The sequence below is a fragment of the Arthrobacter sp. YD4 genome (assembly GCF_030410515.1).
Lineage (GTDB): Bacteria > Actinomycetota > Actinomycetes > Actinomycetales > Micrococcaceae > Arthrobacter.
Genome location: NZ_JAUHHD010000002.1, coordinates 605,320 through 622,015, shown reverse-complemented (window position 1 = coordinate 622,015; position 16,696 = coordinate 605,320). Strand labels below are relative to the sequence as shown.

Sequence of the window (16,696 nt, the reverse complement as noted above, 5' to 3'; positions counted from 1 at the left end):
ACGGCCTACTTGGTGGGGGTGGGGCTCGGGGACGGGGTCTGCGCGGCCGGGGCGGCAGCCAGGTGGTAGGTCACGACCGACCCGGCCTGGACCTGGGTTCCGGACGCCGGCTCGGAGCTGACAAACGTCCCCTCCTGCTGGTTCTTGGTACCCGGCAGCGGATCGCCCTTCTGCCAGCGGAGACCGGCGGCCTCGATGGCCTGCTGGACCGACGTTTCGCTGGCGCCCTGCTTGAACTGGGGCACCGCGACCATCTGGGGACCGGATGAGTACGTCACCGTGATCACGTCACCGCGCTGCACCGGCCCGGAGGGGTTGATGTCCGTGACGGTGCCGGGCGTGGACGGATCCGCTACCTGGTTGCCCTTGACCTGCAGCCCCATTCCGATCAGCTGGCTGCGCACGTCGTTGTACTGCCGTCCCAAATATGACTCCGGCACCAGGTTGATCGCCGGCGGCGTGGACACGGTCGGCGTCGCCGAGCTGACGGTCGGCGTCGGCGTGGGGGTCGTCGACGTCGGGGCCGCCGTCGTGGACGCCGGCTTGGACGTCGTGGCGGTGGAGGACGGGAACAGGCTGCCGGCCTGCGAGACCACGATCCCGACCAGGGCGAAGAGCACCAGCAGGATCAGGGCGATCAGCGGCCAGGTCCACGGGCTGCGGCCGCGGCGCTTCGGCTCCTCCTCCGGCTCATAGCCGTCGTAGTCCTCCTCGTCCTCCTCCGGCAGCCAGTTGCGTTCGGCGGCCAGGGCGTCGGCCCGGTTCAGGGCATTGCGCGCGCCGTAGCCGCTGGCGGCCGCGGCACCCGCAGCCAGCCCCGCGGCGGCGCCGGCACCGGCGGCTCCGACCACGGGCAGGGCCGAGGTGCGGTTGTCCCCCCCGATCACGCCGGTAGCGGCGGTCTGGACGCTCGTGGGAGCGGTGACGGGACCGTTGGTGTCCTCGAAGAGCAGCATGCCGGGGACTGCAGCGTGCGCGGCGGCGATGTCACCGTTGCGGATTGCGTCCGCGGCTTCGGCCAGCTTGATGGCGTCGGCCGGGCGGTTCTTCGGATCCTTGGCGAGCATGGACATCAGCAGCGCCCGGACCGGGCGTGGCAGGGTGTCCGGCAGCGGCGGCGGGGCGTCGTTGACCTGGGCCAGGGCAATGGCGATCTGCGATTCGCCCGAGAACGGCCGGTGGCCGGTCAGGCATTCGTAGCCGATGACACCCAGGGAGTAGATGTCCGAGGCGCCGGTGGCCGTCTGCCCGGTGGCCTGTTCCGGGGCGAGGTACTGGGCGGTGCCCATCACCTGGCCCGTCTGGGTGAGGGGAACCTGGTCCGCCAGGCGGGCGATGCCGAAGTCCGTGACCTTGACCCGGCCGTCCGGGGTGATCAGCAGGTTTCCGGGCTTAATGTCGCGGTGCACCAGGCCCTGGGCGTGCGCCACCGACAATGCCCGGGCGGTCTGCGAGATCATCGACAGCGTCCGCTCCGGCGAGAGCACCTGCTCGTGCTCGATGATGCTGCTCAGCGGCTGGCCGGGCACCAGTTCCATCACCAGGTAGGCCGAGCCCTCCTCCTCGCCGTAGTCGAAAACGTTGGCAATGCCGACGTGGTTGAGCAGGGCGGTGTGCCGAGCCTCGGCCCGGAAGCGCTGCAGGAAACCGGGGTCGCCGGTGTATTCCTCCTTGAGGACCTTGATCGCGACGATCCGGCCGAGGATTAGATCCTTGGCCTTCCAGACCTCGCCCATACCGCCGATCGCAATCCGGGTGGTCAGCTGGAATCTGCCGCCGAGGGTGATACCCGATGAAGGCCTCACTTGTTCAACACCGCCTCAAAAATCTTCTTCGCATTAGGACTGGTTAGCTGTGCTCCGGTGGTGATGTCCACGCCTTGCATGACGATGGTGACAGCCACTTGCGGGTCATTGGCCGGGGCGAACCCGGTAAACCACGAGTTGTTCTTCCCGTCGCCGAGTTCCGCGGTGCCGGTCTTGCCGGCCACCTGGACGCCCGGAACGGCCGCGCCCTTGGCGATGCCGTCGCTGACCACGCTGGCCATCCACTCGCTGATCTGCCGGGCGATCTCCGGCGTCGTGGAGGTCCGCAGTGGCTCCGGCTTCGGTTCGTTGATGATCCGCAGATCGGGGGCCCGGAGGGTCTTGATCAGGTTCGGTTTCATCTCGACGCCGCCGTTGGCGATCGCCGAGGTCATCAGGTTGATCTGCAACGGGGTGGCCCGCACGTCGCGCTGGCCGATCGCGGACTGGGCCAGGCCGGCGTCGTCCAGCGGTTCGGTCGGGAAGAAGCTCTTCGCCGAGTCCAGCTTCAGCTGGTCGCCGAAGTCCTGGCCGAAGCCGAACTTGGCCGCCTGATCCGCGATGGCCTTCTGGCCCAGGTCGAGTGCGATCTTGGCGAAGGGGGTGTTGCAGGACTGCTGCAGGGCGAACGCGAAGGACGCCGTATCCCTGGTGTAGCAGTTGCCGCCGGCGTAGTTCGGCAACTTGTACTGGATACCGGGGAACGGCAGCTCTGCCGGGTTGGGCAGTTCGCTGTCCTTATTGTATTTCCCGGAGCCCAGGGCGGCGGCGGTGTCGATGATCTTGAACACCGAGCCCGGTGCCAGCAGGGCGCCGGTGGGGCCGCTGACCGACTGGTTCAGGTTGATGCCCGGGATCTTGTTCAGCGCGGTGATGTTCGCGGCCTCGGCGTCGCTGTCCTGCGTCGCCACGAGGTTCGGGTTGTAGGACGGCTTGGACACCATCGCCAGGATGGCGCCGGTCTTCGGGTTGGTCACCACGATCGAGCCGCGCTGGCCGTCCGGAATCAGGTCGTAGGCGAGCTTCTGTATCTTCGGATCCAGGGTCAGCTCCACCGAGGCGCCCTTGGGCTGGTTGCCCAGGAAGAGCTGGCCGACGCGGTCCAGGAACAATTGGTCCGAGCTGCCGGCGAGCTGCTCATTCATGGCCAGCTCCATGCCGGTCAGACCATAGTTCCGGGAGAAGTAGCCGGTGACGCCGGCGTAGAGCTCCGGCTGCGTGTAGGTGCGCTGGAACTGGCAGCTTTCACTGCCCGGCACGGACTGGGCGATCGGGGTGCCGCCGACGATGATGGCGCCCCGGTCGTTGCAGTAGTTCTGGATCAGGGTGCGGGTGTTCCAGGCGTTGGCCTTCAATTCGTCGGCGCCAACCACCTGCACGTAGCTCAGGGCCCCGAAGATCAGCGCGAACATGGCGATCGCGGCGATCCAGGAGTTTCGGATGGCCTGGTTCACAGGGAGGTCACCGCCTCGGTCGGAGCGTCTGGACTGGAAGGTTTGCCGGGCCGGGCCGCGGGGGCGGCCGCGGGCTTCGGCGGGACGGCCGGGGCGTCGGCGTGGGTCTCGGGAGCCTGGCCCGGCGGCAGCGGCGTGGTGTCGACCGGGCCGCGGGCGGTGTGCGAGATCATCAGCAGCAGCCCCACGATGATCCAGTTGGCCAGCAGCGAGGAGCCGCCGGCGGCCAGGAACGGGGTGGTAAGGCCCGTGAGCGGGATCAGCCGGGTGACGCCGCCGATGACGACGAAGCACTGGAGCGCGACGGCGAAGGACAGGCCCGTGGCCAGCAGCTTCCCGAACGCGTCCCGGGTGCCCAGGGCGGCGCGGAAGCCGCGGGTGAAGAGCAGCAGGTACATAAGCACGATTGCGAACAGCCCGATCAGGCCCAGTTCCTCACCGAAGGAGGCGACGATCATGTCGCTGTTGGCGAAGGGGACCAGGTTGGGCCGGCCCTGGCCCAAGCCGGTGCCGACGAGGCCGCCGTTGGCCATGCCGAAGAGACCCTCGACAATCTGGCGGCTGCCGCCGAACTCGCGGCCGTAGACCTCCTCCGTGAAGGCGTTCCACCAGCCGTCGATCCGGAGCGCCACGTGGGAGAAGACCTTGGCGGCGGCGAACCCGCCGGCCACCATCAGGACGACGCCGATGATGACCCAGCTGATCCGGCTGGTGGCGACGTAGATCATCACGAGGAACAGGCCGAAGAACAGGATGGAGGTGCCGAGGTCGCGCTGGAATATCAGCACGCCGATGCTGACCAGCCAGGCCGTGATCATCGGGCCCATGTCCTTGATCCGGGGGAATTGCACGGGGCCGACCTTGCGGCCGGCGAGCAGGATGAGGTCCCGGTTCGAGGAAAGATACCCGGCGAAGAATATGGCGAGGGTGATCTTGGCGACCTCGCCGGGCTGGAAGGTCATCGAGCCCAGCTTGATCCAGACGCTGGCGCCGAGCACCTCGCCGGCGGAGATGCCGGGGACCAGCGGGAGGACCAGCAGCACCGCACTCGCGGCAAGCGAGATGTAGGTGAACCGCCGCAACAGGCGGTGGTCCTTGAGGAAGAATACGACGGCGATGGCGACGGCCATGGCCACCAGCGTCCACCGGAGCTGGTTGTTGCCGGTGTCCTCGCCGACGCGGTCGAGGCGGTGGATCATGGCCAGCCCCAGGCCGTTGAGGGCGATGACCAAAGGAAGTATTACCGGATCGGCATACTTCGCGCGGAACCGCAGCACCAGGTGGAAGGCGAGTGCGGCGGCGGTCAGCAGACCGGACTGGAACCAGAAGTCGGTGTCGAAGGCCTTTTGCCGGTCCACACCCACGAGGGCATTGGCGCCGATGCCGACCAGGAGAGCCAGGATCAGCAGGACCAGTTCGACGTTGCGACGGGGCTTGGGCGTGGGATCGATGGGTGTCATTTTGATCCCTCGCAGTTGGGTGTGGGGGTGGGCCGGGCGGAGCCGGACGGCGCCGGGGCGGCCGCGGAGCCGGACGGCGAAGCGGTCGCCTGCCCGCTGGGGCTGGCCGATCCGGTGGGGCTGACCGTGCCGGTGGGGCTGGGGCCGGGGGAGGGCGTCAGGCACTCATCGGCCGGGGAGGTCAGGCCGGTGCGTTCCAGGTTCTTCACGATCCGCTGCGCGTCGTACAGGTCCCGGGCCGGGACGGTCTGGCGGACCCGCTGCTGGGAGAACTCGGGCAGGTCGGACATCTTGATGTCGGTGACCGTCTCCAGGGTGGAGAGCGGAATCGGCCCCAGCTGCTGGGAGACGCCGTTGAAGATCGCCACGTGCTGGTTGTGCTCGCCGATGTAGTAGCGGGTTTGGGTCCAGGCGTAGCCCAGCCACAGTCCGAGCCCCAGCACAATCGCGATGGCGGCGGCGATCGAGATGGTCAGCCAGCGGCGGCGCTTGACCGGCGGCTTGATCTCGTCGGTTTCCTCGCGGGCCGGATCGGCCTTGTGGGTGAGGACGGTTGCGGCGCGGCGGGCCACGGTGCGGCCGGCGATCGACGGAATGGATCCGCTCTCGGCGGCGGAGGCGGCGGCACCGACGAGTTCGTGCGGGCGGCTGGACAGTTCCTCGCGCAGCACCTCGGCGGAGAGATGCTCGCCGAGGTTGGGATCGGTGGCCGGCGACGGTTCGTCCGCGGCCTTTCCGGCGTCGCCGTCCTTGACCCCGTCGCCGGTGGTGTCCTTGGAACCGGGCATGCTGGCCGCGTAGGTGCTGCCGGCCGCATCGGTTTCCGCGGCGGCCGACGCACCGGCGGCTGCGCCGGTAGCAGGCTTTCCGGAGGGCTTGCCGGCGTCGGTCGTCTCGGCGGGTGGCTGCACGGTGGCGGACACGGCTCGGGGCAGCACCACCTCAACTGCGGCGGTGTTGACGTCGTCACCGGTCTGCTCGGCGATGTCGAGCACCACCACGGTCACGTTGTCCGGGGAACCCGCCTCAAGGGTGAGGTCCACCAGCGTTTCGGCGCATTCGCGCAGGCTCTTCGTCTCGCGGATGGTCCGCTCCACGACGTGGCCGGCCACGTAGTTCAGGCCGTCCGAGCAGAGCAGCCAGCGTTCCCCGGCCTGGACGTCGAGGATGTCCAGGTCGAGTTCGGGGCTGGCGTCCACGTCGCCCAGGACGCGCATCAGGACGTTCTTGTGCGGGTGGGTTTCGGCTTCCTCCGGGCGGAGGCGGCCCTCGTCGATGAGCCGCTGCACGAAGGTGTGGTCCACGCTGACCTGCTCGAAGACCCCGTTACGCAGCCGGTAGGCACGGGAGTCGCCGATGTGGGCGAAGTGCAGCTTGCCGCCGGCCAGCAGGAGGGCGGTCACGGTGGTGCCCATGCCGGCGAGCTTCGGGTTCATGTGGACCAGCTCGGAGAGCAGGGAGTTGGCCGTCTGGATCTCGTCGGCCAGGACGGTGTCCGCCTCGCCGGCCGCGGTGTCGTAATCGTCGCGGTCCAGGTGGATCATGTCCAGCACGGTCGCGGCGGAGGCGACGTCACCGCCGGCGTGGCCGCCCATGCCGTCCGCGACGACGGCGAGGTGCCGGCCGACGTAGGCGGAGTCGTCGTTCTTGGAGCGGACGCGGCCGACGTCGGAGCGCGCGGCGTAGCGCATGATGAGCGGCCGCTCCTGGGCAGATGCCTGGTTCGCGGGGGTTTGGGTAGCAGCCACGGCTACGGCCTCAATTCAATGACCGTCTTGCCGATTCGCACGGGGACTCCCAGCTCCACCGGGAGGGCCCGGGTCAGCTGCTGCTCTGCGAGATAAGTGCCGTTGGTGGAACCGAGGTCCTCGATGAACCAGCGGCTGCCCTGCGGGAACAGGCGGGCGTGCCGGCCGGAGGCATAGTCGTCCTCGAGGACCAGGGTGGCTTCCTGCGCGCGGCCCAGCAGGATGGGGCTGGCCGCCAGCGGCAGGGTGGTGCCCTTGAGGGGACCCTCCGTCACTACGAGCTGGCGGGCCTGCTGCTTCACCGGCGCCGGTGCGGGCTCGGCCAGGGACGGGTTGCGGCGTACCTGCCGGGCGGTGGGGGCACCGGCGGCGGCCTTCCGGCCGATCATCAGGTCGCGCCGCATGGCCGAGACAATGCTGAAGATGAGGACCCAGAGCAGGATGAGGAAGCCAAACCGCAGGGCCGTTATGGTCAGTTCGCTCACGGGCGGCCGCCCTGGCTGGGGGGCAGAAGGCGGAAGATGATCTTGGTCCGTCCCATGGTGATGGTGGCGCCGTCGGAGAGTTCCGCGGAGCCGACTACTTTGTGTCCGTCGACGTAGCTGCCGTTGGTGGAACCCAGGTCGATGGCCTGGGCCGTGCCGTGGCCGGACCGGATTTCCAGGTGCCGGCGCGAGACGCCAGTGTCATCGATCAGGATGTCCGCCTCCGAGGAGCGGCCGAGGACGACCGAGGGCGCATTCAGCGAATACCGCTGGCCGTTGATGTCGAGCACCGGCTGCAGGTTCGCCGCGGGCTGCCGTGGCGGCGTGACCGGCATCGGCGCGGGCGCGGCGGCCTGGGCCCCGCCGGACTTTTCGGTCCGGGAGGTGATGTCGAAGTCGCCTGCCTTGCGGTCGCCGTCGTGGCGGAAGCTGATCCGCACGGGACCCTGCAGGGTGTAGCCCTGGCTGCGGACGTGGTTGATGACGACGTCGCACAGTTCTTCGGCCAGCGGGGTTCCCCATTCCTGGGCCCGTTCGAAATCGTCGCCGCTGAGCAGTACATCGAAGACGTTGGGGGCCAGTGTGCGGCCGGCGGCGATGGTGATGGCCTTATCGTCCACCTCGCGGCGGAGGTGGCTGGCGATCTCGACCGGCTCTACCCGCGCCCGGGAACCGGTGGAGAAGACGCCGCGGACGGCCTTTTCAATGCCGCGCTCGACCTTGTCCAGCAAGCCCATGGTCCCTCTCCTTTCCTGACAGCTGCGGGGCAGCGTTTTGTTCCGGAACTCGGTTTCCAACTAACGCGGGAGTCCGCCGGGATCGGGCACTCCTACATCAGATACTACTGTCCATGGCTGGGAATGGCCTTAATGCGGCCCGCCGTCGGGGCTGTTATTCCTCGGGTCGCCACCGTCGCTGACGTGGGCGGATGCCCGTCAGGGCGGCAGTGTGACGGCGGCCGGACGGGGCGGACAGCCGCCCGGCGGCGGGCCTGGAAAGCGGGTGCACGGCGGTCGAAAATGGCCCCTTGAGACGCCTCCAGGAGGGGCTGAAACGACCGATTAGTGTTTTCCCGCAGGTGTCCGTTATGCTTGATCTCGCTGCTTTCACGAGGCGGAGGTTCCGGAAACGGACTACCGCCGAGCGGAAGAAGTTGCGCGCGAGTGGCGGAACGGCAGACGCGCTGGCTTCAGGTGCCAGTGTCCGAAAGGGCGTGGGGGTTCAAATCCCCCCTCGCGCACGCATTCAAAGAACCCCGGTCTTAGGACCGGGGTTCTTTGTTTTCCCCGGCGCGGTCCCCTCGGGCGGGCCGCTCCCGCAGCGGGACCTTGACCGGATAGGCCCGACGACGGTATTCCCAGCGGACGTTCACATCCCGGCCAACCGGTGCCACCCGGGAGTTCAGCTGCCGCCGTGACCATGGTCCGCGTGACTTCACCATGCAAGGCCCACGAGGCCATCACCCCCGCGCTCTCTCCCAGCCGCCGAGGCTTCCTCGCCGCCGCCATGACCGGCGCGGCCCTGACGCTTGCCCCCATGAACTTCGCGGCCGCCGCCGACGGCAGCGCCACCACCAAGACCCTCACCGGCCACCTCGATCCCGGTGCCGCCGACTTCGTTTATCTGCCGGTCGAGGTCCCCGCCGGGGTCAACAAGATCAGCGTCAGCTACAGCTACAGCAAGCCCTCCGTCGCCGCCGGCCTGCTGAACAACGCCTGCGACATCGGCGTCTTCGACGAGAAGGGCACCGCGCTCTCCGGCAAGGGATTCCGTGGCTGGTCCGGCGGATTCCGGACCGAATTCTTCATCAGCGCCGCCGAGGCCACCCCCGGCTACCTGCCCGGCCCCGTCGGCAAGGGCACCTGGAACATCGCCCTCGGCCCCTATCAGGTGGCCGAACAGGGCATGGACTACACCGTCACCGTCACGCTGGACTTCGGCCCCGACGCCGCACCCTACCGCCCGCAGTATCCGCCGCAGCAGGTGGCCGGCAAGGGTCCGGGCTGGTACCGCGGCGACGCGCACCTGCACACCGTCTACTCCGACGGCAAGCGCACCCCCGAGGAAGTGGCCGCGGGTGCCCGTGCCGGCCGCCTGGACTTCATGATCAGCACCGACCACAACACCCCGGCCTCACACGGCGTCTGGGGCCCGCTGGCCGGAAGCGACCTGCTCATCCTCACCGGCGAGGAGGTCACTACCCGCAACGGCCACTACCTGGCGCTGGGGCTGGAACCGGGGGACTGGATCGACTGGCGCTACCGCGCCCGGGACAAGGGCTTCGAGCAGGAGGCGCAGCACATCCACGCCTCCGGCGGCCTGGTTGTCCCCGCCCACCCCTACTGCCCCTACGTGGCTTGCCGCTGGAAGTTTGGCTACGACGACGCCGACGCCGTCGAGGTCTGGACCGGCCCGTGGACCGCCGATGACGAGTACGCCATCAACACCTGGGACTCGATGCTGGCCCAGTCGGCCCGGACCGGCGGCCGCTGGCTGCCCGCCATGGGCAACAGCGACGCCCACAGCGCACCGCAGGTCATCGGCTTCCCGCACAATGTGGTCTACGCGAAGGCGCTGTCCCGGGACGGCGTGCTGGAAGGCATCCGCACCGGGCGCAGCTGGATCGCCGAGTCCGCGGACATCACCGTTGACTTCAGCGTCGCCGTCGGCGGCCGCGCCGCCGGAGTCGGGGAGCGGCTCGCAGCGGCCCCGGACGCGCGGGTCACCGTCACGGCCAAGGTCTCCGGCGTCGCCAACGGCGTGGTCCGGTTCATCACCGACGAGGGCCAGACCCAGCAGTTCACCCTCCCCGCCTCCGGGACGGGCACCTGCACCTGGCTGACGACGCCGCAGCTCGCGGCCTACATCCGGGTGGAGGTCCGGCACCCGCTGCCCGACGGGACGGCCAGCAACGGAACGGCGATGGGCACCACGCTCCAGCTCGGTCCCATGGCGGCGCTGACCAACCCGGTGTTCTTGGACGCCAAGTAGCCCGCCCGGAAGGCTGCGCCTAGGATCTCAGGGCGCCGAAGCCCGCGATCAGCGCCTCCAGACCCAGGCTGAAGGCGGTGTCCGCCTGGTTGGCGTAGCCTTCCGTGCCCAGGCTGGCGACGGCGGCGGTGAAGTTCGGCGTCGACGCGGCGAGGCTGCCGGCGTCGAAAATGTCCGCCGGCGCCGTGACGTCGTAGGCCGAACCGAAGATAAAGGACTCCAGTGCCACGATGGCCGCGACGATCCGGTCCTGCGGGAAGCCCGCGCGGCGGAAACCGGCGCTGACCGCCTCGTACATGGCCAGGGTCTTCGGCGCGTCCGCCACCGGCAGCACGGCAATGACCGGAATCAGCGGGGTGTGCCGGGAGAACACGTCCCGGTAGCTCCAGGCCCATTCCCGCACGGCCTGCTCCCAGGGCAGGGTCTCGAACGCCGAGACATCGACGAACGAGGTCAGGTGGTCCTGCACCAGCACCAGCACCTCGCGCTTGGAGGCCACGTGGTTGTACAGGGCCGACGGCGCCACGTTGAGCGTTTTCGCCAGGGCGGCCATGGTGAACCCGTCGTAGCCACTCTTGCGCACCAGTTGCAGGGCCGCGGCGGTGATGCCGTCCTGGTCCAGGACCGCGGCGGCGGGGCGGCCGACGCGGCGGCGCGAGACCGCCGGGCGGTGCGGTTCCGTGGTGGCGTTGCTGGCTGCCGGCATGCCCTGCCCTTCTCTTCCTGCGGATCCGGGAAGCTCCCGGCGGGTGTCCTCTGGATTATTCCACCGACGGCAACCTTGCGCCGGGGTCTTCCCTCCGCGCCCCTCCGGCGTTATAGTCGTCACTAAATGAATGGCATTCATTTAGTGGTTCGCATCACTCAGCGGACCCCGGAGAGGACATCATGCTGGAATTTGACCGCGACGTCGCCATCGTAGGAGCCGGCCCCGCGGGCCTGACCGCGGCCCGCGAACTGCGGAAGGCCGGGCTGAACGTGGCCGTGCTGGAGGCCCGCGACCGCGTGGGCGGCCGGACCTGGACCAACACCATCGACGGCGCCATGCTGGAAATCGGCGGCCAGTGGGTCTCCCCGGACCAGACCGCCCTCCTGGAACTGCTGGACGAACTCGGGCTCGAAACCTACGACCGCTACCGCGACGGCCAGGCCGTCTACCTCGGAGCCGACGGCAAGCGCACCCTCTACACCGGGGAAACCTTCCCGGTCAGCGAGACGACGGCGGCCGAGATGGCCAAGCTGACCGACCTGCTGGACACCCTCGCCGCCGAGATCGGCCCCACCGAGCCGTGGGCCCACCCCAAGGCCCGCGAGCTGGACACCATCTCCTTCCACCACTGGCTCCGCCAGAACTCCACCGACGAGGAAGCCTGCAACAACATCGGCCTCTTCATCGCCGGCGGCATGCTCACCAAGCCGGCACACGCGTTCTCCGCCCTGCAGGCCGTGCTGATGGCAGCGTCGGCCGGCTCCTTCACCCACCTCACCGACGAGGACTTCATCCTGGACAAGCGCGTGGTGGGCGGCATGCAGCAGGTCTCCGTGCTCCAGGCCGCGGAACTGGGCGACGACGTCGTCCTCTCCAGCCCGGTGCGCAGCATCACCTGGGCGGAGGACACCGCCACCGTGGTCTCCGACCGTGCCACCGTCACCGCGCGCTACGTCATCATGGCCGTCCCGCCGAACCTTTACTCCCGCGTCTCCTACGACCCGCCGCTGCCGCGCCGCCAGCACCAGATGCACCAGCACCAGTCCCTGGGCCTGGTCATCAAGGTCCACGCCGTCTACAGCTCGCCGTTCTGGCGCGAGGAGGGCCTTTCCGGCACCTGCTTCGGCGCCGACGCCCTGGTCCAGGAGGTCTACGACAACACCAACCACGAGGACCCGCGCGGCACCCTGGTGGGCTTCGTCTCGGATGAAAAGGCGGACGCCATGTTCGAACTCAGCGCCGAGGACCGCCGCCGCGCCATCCTCGAATCGATCGCCGGGTTCCTGGGCCCGAAGGCGCTGGAACCGGAGGTTTACTACGAATCCGACTGGGGCTCGGAGGAGTGGACCCGCGGAGCCTATGCCGCCAGCTACGACCTGGGCGGCCTGCACCGCTACGGCAAGGACCAGCACGCCCCCGTCGGTCCCATCTACTGGGCCTCCTCCGACCTCGCGGCCGAGGGATACCAGCACGTCGACGGCGCCATCCGGATGGGCCGCCAGGTGGCCGCCCGCATCGTCGCCGCCGCCGACCGGCTCCCGGCCGGCCGCTGACCCGGCGCGCCACCCCGTGACCCAGCTTGTGACCCGGCTTGTGACCCAGTCCAGCACCCAACCAGAGAGGTCGGTCAGTATGCGATATGTAGTGGGATATTCCGCGAACGCCAGAGGCCGCGACGCCGTCAACCTGGCCGTCTCCCTGGCCCGTGGCCGCGGGGCCGCCCTGGACCTCGTCGTCGCCATTCCGGAGGCCGCGCCGTTCAACGCCGCGCACGCTCCCGCCGCCGGCTACGACAACTACCTGCACCAGCAGGCGCAGGAATGGCTCGACGAGGGGCTGCGGCTGATCCCCGCGGACGTGGCCGCCTCGGCGCACATCCGCAGCGGCGAATCCGACGCCCAGACCCTGATCGATGCCTGCGAGGAGTTCGGGGCGGACATGCTGGTCATCGGAGCCACCAGCAACGGGCTGTTCAAACGGTTCACCGTGGGCTCAGTGGCCGGTGCCCTGCTGCACGCCGCCACCGTGCCGGTGGCCCTCGCACCGCACGGTTACCACCGGCGCGAAGCGCTGACCCGGGTCAGCTGCGGGCTGGGCGACCGGCCCGGCGCCGAGGAGCTGCTGGACTACGCGGTGTCGATGGCCACCAACCGGCACGTCCCGCTGCGGGTCGTCTCCCTGCTCACCCTCGACGAGGGCGACTCGGCCGAGGCCGCGGAAACCGCCCGAGCGTACGCCGCCCGCCACCTCGCCGCCGCCCTCCCCTCCACCGGCACTGCGGGGGAGGCCGGCAGCCCCGGCGCCGACGGCGGGCCCGCAGCGGCCGCCCACCCCTCCGACGTCGTCGTGGCCCAGGGCCGCAGCGTCGAGGAGGCCGTGGACCGGCTCGACTGGGAGGACGGCGAAATCCTGCTGATCGGCTCCAGCCGGCTGGCCCGGCACCGCTCCATCTTCCTCGGCAGCACCGCCAACCGGATCCTGCGCGCCCTGCCGGTTCCCATGATCGTGGTCCCCAGCGACTACGAGCTCAAGAGTCCGTCCCATTCAACGTCGAATGACCCATCCCGAGAGGCACAAGCATGAGCATCAAACACGCGACGTCCGGCGCCGCCGGCACCGTGCAGCAGCACGGTCTGAGCGAGAAGGGCCTGAAGGCCGGCTCGGTAGGCCTGATCGGGGCCGTGGTCATCGGCGTTTCCTGCATCGCCCCCGCCTACACCCTCACCGCCGCGCTCGGCCCCACCGTCTCCGAGGTGGGCGTCCACCTGCCGGCGATCTTCCTGGTCGGCTTCATCCCCATGCTGCTGGTGGCCCTGGGCTACCGCGAGCTGAACAACGCCATGCCCGACGCCGGCACCTCCTTCACCTGGGCCTCCCGGGCGTTCGGACCGTGGATCGGCTGGATGGGCGGCTGGGGCCTGATCGCGGCCACCATCATCGTGCTCTCCAACCTGGCCGCCGTCGCCGTCGACTTCTTCTACCTGATGCTCGCCCAGATCTTCAACAACCCCGAACTGGGCGACCTGACCAAGGTGCTGCCGTTGAACATCGCCACCACCCTGGTCTTCATCGCCCTGGCCTGCTGGATCTCCTACCGCGGCATGGAAACCACCAAGACCGTGCAGTACGTCCTGGTGGGCTTCCAGCTGCTGGTCCTGGGCTGGTTCGCCATCGCGGCCTTCAGCCACGTGGCCAACGGCACCGCCTTCGACGCCACCGCGATCGCCCCGGACTGGTTCAACCCGTTCGCCGTCGAATCTTTCTCCGCCTTCGCCGCCGGCGTCTCTCTCTCGATCTTCATCTACTGGGGCTGGGACGTCACCCTGACCATGAACGAGGAAACCCGCAACCCGGAGAAGACGCCGGGCCGCGCCGCCACCGTCACCGTCCTGGTGATCGTGATCATCTACATGACGGTCGCACTGGCCACCCTGGCGTTCGCCGGCGTCGGCGAGGAAGGCCTGGGTGCCGGCAACCCCGAGAACCAGGGCAGCATCTTCGCGGTCCTCGCCGGACCGGTCATGGGACCCTTCGCGATCCTGATGTCCCTGGCCATCCTCAGCAGCTCCGCGGCCTCCCTGCAGTCCACCTTCGTCTCGCCGGCCCGCACGCTGCTCTCGATGGGCCACTACCGGGCGCTGCCGGCAAAGTTCGGCACCATCAGCCCCAGCTACAAGTCCCCGAGCTTCGCCACGATCGCCTCCGCGGCCGCGGCCGCCGGGTTCTACGTCATCACCCGCACCCTGTCCGAGAACGCCCTCTGGGACACCATCACCGCGCTGGGCATGATGATCTGCTTCTACTACGGCATCACCGCCCTGGCCTGCGTCTGGTTCTTCCGCGCCCAGGCGTTCCGCGGCGCGCACTCGTTCTTCTTCAAGTTCCTGGCACCCCTGCTGGGCGGCGTGATCCTGCTGGTCATGTTCGTCAAGACCGCCTACGACTCGATGGACCCCGAGTACGGCTCCGGCTCCTCGATCGGCGGCCTGGGCCTGGTGTTCATCCTGGGAATGGGCGTGATCCTGCTGGGCGTGGTCCTGATGCTGGTGATGGCCAGGCTGCGGCCGGAGTTCTTCCGTGGCCAGGTGCTCTCCCGCGGACGGCAGCTTGAAAACTAAGCACCCTTATCAATAGGCTGGCGGCAGGAGGACTTCCCTCCGGACTTCTCAAGACGAGGTGAGCACATGTCGGACGCGCAGGACATCAGCAAGGTGACGGACATCATCAACCATTCCCGGATCGGAATGTTCACCACCATCAACGAAAAGAACGCCCTGGTCAGCCGTCCGCTGGCGGTCCAGGACGTGGAGAACGACGGCGACATGTGGTTCTTCACGTCGCAGGACACCTCCCAGGTGGCCCACGTCAAGGCCAACCCCGCCGTGAACGTCTCCTTCGGCAAGGGCACCGAGTGGGTCTCCGTGGCCGGGACCGCGGAGATCGTCACCGACCGCCAGGCGATCCGCGACCGCTGGAACCAGGCCGTCGAGGCCTGGTTCCCGGACGGTCCGGGAACCCCCGGCGTGGTCCTGCTCCGGGTCGACTCGGACTCCGCCGAGTACTGGACCAGCCCAGGCGGCACCGCGGCCACCGTGCTGCAGTGGGTCAAGTCCAAGGTCACCAACAGCCGGATGAGCGTGGGCGAGAGCGGCACCGTCGAGCTGTAGCCCTTACGGCCCCGAACCGCGACGGCGGGCGGTCCGGTCTGATGATCGGGCCGCCCGCCGTCGTTTGCGTCTCTTGCCTCTTAGTCGATGACGTTTAGCGCCGTCTGCCAGTTGAAGGATTCGTAGGCCGGATTCATCTGCAGCCCGATCATCAGCAGTTGGATCCCCTCCAGCTCGCGGGCGTGCCGGAGAGCGCCGACCTGCAGTGGCCGGAGGCCTGCCTTGGCGGCAAAGGATGCCACCTCGTTGCGGGCCTGCTCCGAGTCGGAGGCGATGAACACGTCCAGTTGCCGGCCGCCTACCGACCCCTCCGCCAGGGGCCCGGCAAAGGTTGTGTTGAAGGCCTTCACCACCCGGGCGCCGGGCAGCAGCCGGGCCACCTCCTCCGCCGCCGAGGTGCCGGGCTCCACCAGAAGCGAGTCCCCGGTCTCCATGTTCACCGGGTTGCTGATCTCCACCACGGTCTTGCCGCTGAGGGTGTCCCCGTAGTGCGCCGCCACCTCCTTGGCCGGCTCGAAGTACAGCGCCAGGACAACGATGTCGCCCTCGGTGACGTCGCCCAGGCTGCCGGACGTGGTGTCCCCGCCGAGCTCCGCCGCCAGCCGGGCCGCGTTGTCCGGGCTGCGGTCCAGGATCTGGATGGATTCCCCGGCCGCTGCCGCTCTCAGCCCGATGGCCCGGGCCATATTGCCGCTGCCGATGATGGTGATGTCTGTCATTGCGCACTCCCTGGTGAAAGCCGTGGCTGGCCGAGTGCACCGGCGGAACGCTCGGCCTCGGCCAGGGCGGTTTCCAGCCGCGCCACGGCGTCGCTGTAACTGGGTCCGTCCGCCCGGGTAGGCCCGCCGGGACCTGCGCTCCCGCCGCGACCCGCAACGGGCCGCAGCAGTTCTGCCCGCCGCATGGCCTTGAACAGGGCAGAGGTCTCCGGGTGCCGGGCGTCGCTGAGCTGCGGGTAGTCGATGCAGAGGGCCGGATCCAGCTCGTAGCGCTGCCAGCGGGCCAGCACCTCTCCGTGCCGGGCCGCGGCTGCCGCGTACTCAGCCGTCGCCCGCCTGCCGTCCTGCCTCATCCGCTGCCGGCACAGGAACGCCGGGGTCCAGCGGAAGCTGGCCACCGCCGAAGCTATGGCGACGGCGGCGAGCATCAGACCCGCCGCGGGCGAGGCGAGGGCGCCCAGCAGGACCGCGGGCGCCACCACGGCCACACCGGCGAAGACGTCCCAGAAGACGGAGTCGGGGAGGGGCGCGGGGTCGGCGTGGTGCTTGCGGGCCAGAGCGGCGGACCCGGCGGCGCCCACGGCCACCACCAGCGTCAGGGCCAGCAACTGCCACAGCCCCGTCACGGCAAAGATTGCAGGAAACGGCATCGCGCACC

The 16,696-nt window shown here is 69.1% G+C and carries 14 protein-coding genes and 1 tRNA gene; 6 read left to right on the top strand and 9 right to left on the bottom strand.

Translation table 11 applies throughout. The features are described 5' to 3' along the window. Window positions 1–5: 5 nt before the first annotated feature. From QWJ39_RS07400 to QWJ39_RS07375, 6 genes are read right to left on the bottom strand one after another with little or no spacing between them, the layout of a single operon-like run. Window positions 6–1,805, bottom strand: a complete 1,800-nt coding sequence (locus QWJ39_RS07400; RefSeq protein ID WP_290257090.1) for a protein kinase — start codon at window positions 1,803–1,805, stop codon at window positions 6–8. Then, complete coding sequence (locus QWJ39_RS07395) at window positions 1,802–3,259, bottom strand: penicillin-binding protein 2 (protein ID WP_290257089.1); 1,458 nt, start codon at window positions 3,257–3,259, stop codon at window positions 1,802–1,804. Before QWJ39_RS07395 ends, QWJ39_RS07400 begins: the two co-directional genes overlap by 4 nt. Beyond that, window positions 3,256–4,719: an FtsW/RodA/SpoVE family cell cycle protein gene (locus tag QWJ39_RS07390; protein ID WP_290257088.1), complete on the bottom strand. Its 1,464-nt coding sequence runs from the start codon at window positions 4,717–4,719 to the stop codon at window positions 3,256–3,258. Before QWJ39_RS07390 ends, QWJ39_RS07395 begins: the two co-directional genes overlap by 4 nt. Then, on the bottom strand, window positions 4,716–6,410 hold the full coding sequence (locus QWJ39_RS07385; RefSeq protein WP_290257307.1) for a PP2C family serine/threonine-protein phosphatase: 1,695 nt from the start codon (window positions 6,408–6,410) through the stop codon (window positions 4,716–4,718). Before QWJ39_RS07385 ends, QWJ39_RS07390 begins: the two co-directional genes overlap by 4 nt. Before the next feature lie 59 nt (window positions 6,411–6,469). Continuing rightward, window positions 6,470–6,952, bottom strand: coding sequence for an FHA domain-containing protein (locus QWJ39_RS07380; RefSeq protein WP_290257087.1), 483 nt, complete (start codon window positions 6,950–6,952; stop codon window positions 6,470–6,472). After that, window positions 6,949–7,689 carry a DUF3662 and FHA domain-containing protein gene (locus QWJ39_RS07375; protein ID WP_290257086.1) on the bottom strand — a complete coding sequence of 247 codons (741 nt, stop codon included), beginning with the start codon at window positions 7,687–7,689 and terminating at the stop codon, window positions 6,949–6,951. Before QWJ39_RS07375 ends, QWJ39_RS07380 begins: the two co-directional genes overlap by 4 nt. A 420-nt stretch (window positions 7,690–8,109) precedes the next feature. On the opposite strand from QWJ39_RS07375, the gene QWJ39_RS07370 reads away from it, so the two are divergent. Continuing rightward, a tRNA-Leu gene (locus QWJ39_RS07370) sits at window positions 8,110–8,192 on the top strand. 188 nt (window positions 8,193–8,380) lie between these two features. Continuing rightward, window positions 8,381–9,943, top strand: a complete 1,563-nt coding sequence (locus QWJ39_RS07365; RefSeq protein ID WP_290257085.1) for a CehA/McbA family metallohydrolase — start codon at window positions 8,381–8,383, stop codon at window positions 9,941–9,943. A gap of 19 nt (window positions 9,944–9,962) precedes the next feature. Here the strand turns inward: QWJ39_RS07365 and QWJ39_RS07360 are convergent, their stop codons facing one another. Further along, window positions 9,963–10,649: a TetR/AcrR family transcriptional regulator gene (locus QWJ39_RS07360; protein ID WP_290257084.1), complete on the bottom strand. Its 687-nt coding sequence runs from the start codon at window positions 10,647–10,649 to the stop codon at window positions 9,963–9,965. A 182-nt stretch (window positions 10,650–10,831) separates the two neighbouring features. Here QWJ39_RS07360 and QWJ39_RS07355 point away from each other — a divergent pair, with 182 nt between their 5' ends. The 4 genes from QWJ39_RS07355 (at window position 10,832) to QWJ39_RS07340 (ending at window position 15,319) form a co-directional block, all read left to right on the top strand. Further along, entirely contained in the window at window positions 10,832–12,205 is a 1,374-nt protein-coding gene (locus tag QWJ39_RS07355) for an NAD(P)/FAD-dependent oxidoreductase (RefSeq protein WP_290257083.1), read from the top strand. A gap of 79 nt (window positions 12,206–12,284) precedes the next feature. Beyond that, the gene (locus tag QWJ39_RS07350; protein ID WP_290257082.1) at window positions 12,285–13,235 is read left to right on the top strand and encodes a universal stress protein; all 951 of its coding nucleotides are present in this window, start codon (window positions 12,285–12,287) and stop codon (window positions 13,233–13,235) included. Further along, window positions 13,232–14,770: an APC family permease gene (locus QWJ39_RS07345; RefSeq protein WP_290257081.1), complete on the top strand. Its 1,539-nt coding sequence runs from the start codon at window positions 13,232–13,234 to the stop codon at window positions 14,768–14,770. The genes QWJ39_RS07350 and QWJ39_RS07345 overlap by 4 nt, the downstream gene beginning before the upstream one ends. Before the next feature lie 66 nt (window positions 14,771–14,836). Then, window positions 14,837–15,319, top strand: coding sequence for a pyridoxamine 5'-phosphate oxidase family protein (locus QWJ39_RS07340; protein ID WP_290257080.1), 483 nt, complete (start codon window positions 14,837–14,839; stop codon window positions 15,317–15,319). Between the two features lie 80 nt (window positions 15,320–15,399). Here QWJ39_RS07340 and QWJ39_RS07335 read toward each other — a convergent pair whose 3' ends face one another. Together QWJ39_RS07335 and QWJ39_RS07330 are read right to left on the bottom strand one after the other, a co-directional pair. Then, window positions 15,400–16,038 carry an NADPH-dependent F420 reductase gene (locus tag QWJ39_RS07335; protein ID WP_290257079.1) on the bottom strand — a complete coding sequence of 213 codons (639 nt, stop codon included), beginning with the start codon at window positions 16,036–16,038 and terminating at the stop codon, window positions 15,400–15,402. Beyond that, on the bottom strand, window positions 16,035–16,688 hold the full coding sequence (locus tag QWJ39_RS07330; RefSeq protein ID WP_290257078.1) for a hypothetical protein: 654 nt from the start codon (window positions 16,686–16,688) through the stop codon (window positions 16,035–16,037). Before QWJ39_RS07330 ends, QWJ39_RS07335 begins: the two co-directional genes overlap by 4 nt. Window positions 16,689–16,696 lie beyond the last annotated feature (8 nt).

Bases quoted from the DNA above. Each gene is read 5' to 3' on its own strand.
- QWJ39_RS07390 (WP_290257088.1), bottom strand. From the start codon at position 4,719: ATGACACCCATCGATCCCACGCCCAAGCCCCGTCGCAACGTCGAACTG.
- QWJ39_RS07385 (WP_290257307.1), bottom strand. From the start codon at position 6,410: ATGCGCTACGCCGCGCGCTCCGACGTCGGCCGCGTCCGCTCCAAGAAC.
- QWJ39_RS07375 (WP_290257086.1), bottom strand. From the start codon at position 7,689: ATGGGCTTGCTGGACAAGGTCGAGCGCGGCATTGAAAAGGCCGTCCGC.
- QWJ39_RS07340 (WP_290257080.1), top strand. From the start codon at position 14,837: ATGTCGGACGCGCAGGACATCAGCAAGGTGACGGACATCATCAACCAT.
- QWJ39_RS07335 (WP_290257079.1), bottom strand. From the start codon at position 16,038: ATGACAGACATCACCATCATCGGCAGCGGCAATATGGCCCGGGCCATC.
- QWJ39_RS07360 (WP_290257084.1), bottom strand. From the start codon at position 10,649: ATGCCGGCAGCCAGCAACGCCACCACGGAACCGCACCGCCCGGCGGTC.
- QWJ39_RS07345 (WP_290257081.1), top strand. From the start codon at position 13,232: ATGAGCATCAAACACGCGACGTCCGGCGCCGCCGGCACCGTGCAGCAG.
- QWJ39_RS07350 (WP_290257082.1), top strand. From the start codon at position 12,285: ATGCGATATGTAGTGGGATATTCCGCGAACGCCAGAGGCCGCGACGCC.
- QWJ39_RS07330 (WP_290257078.1), bottom strand. From the start codon at position 16,688: ATGCCGTTTCCTGCAATCTTTGCCGTGACGGGGCTGTGGCAGTTGCTG.
- QWJ39_RS07355 (WP_290257083.1), top strand. From the start codon at position 10,832: ATGCTGGAATTTGACCGCGACGTCGCCATCGTAGGAGCCGGCCCCGCG.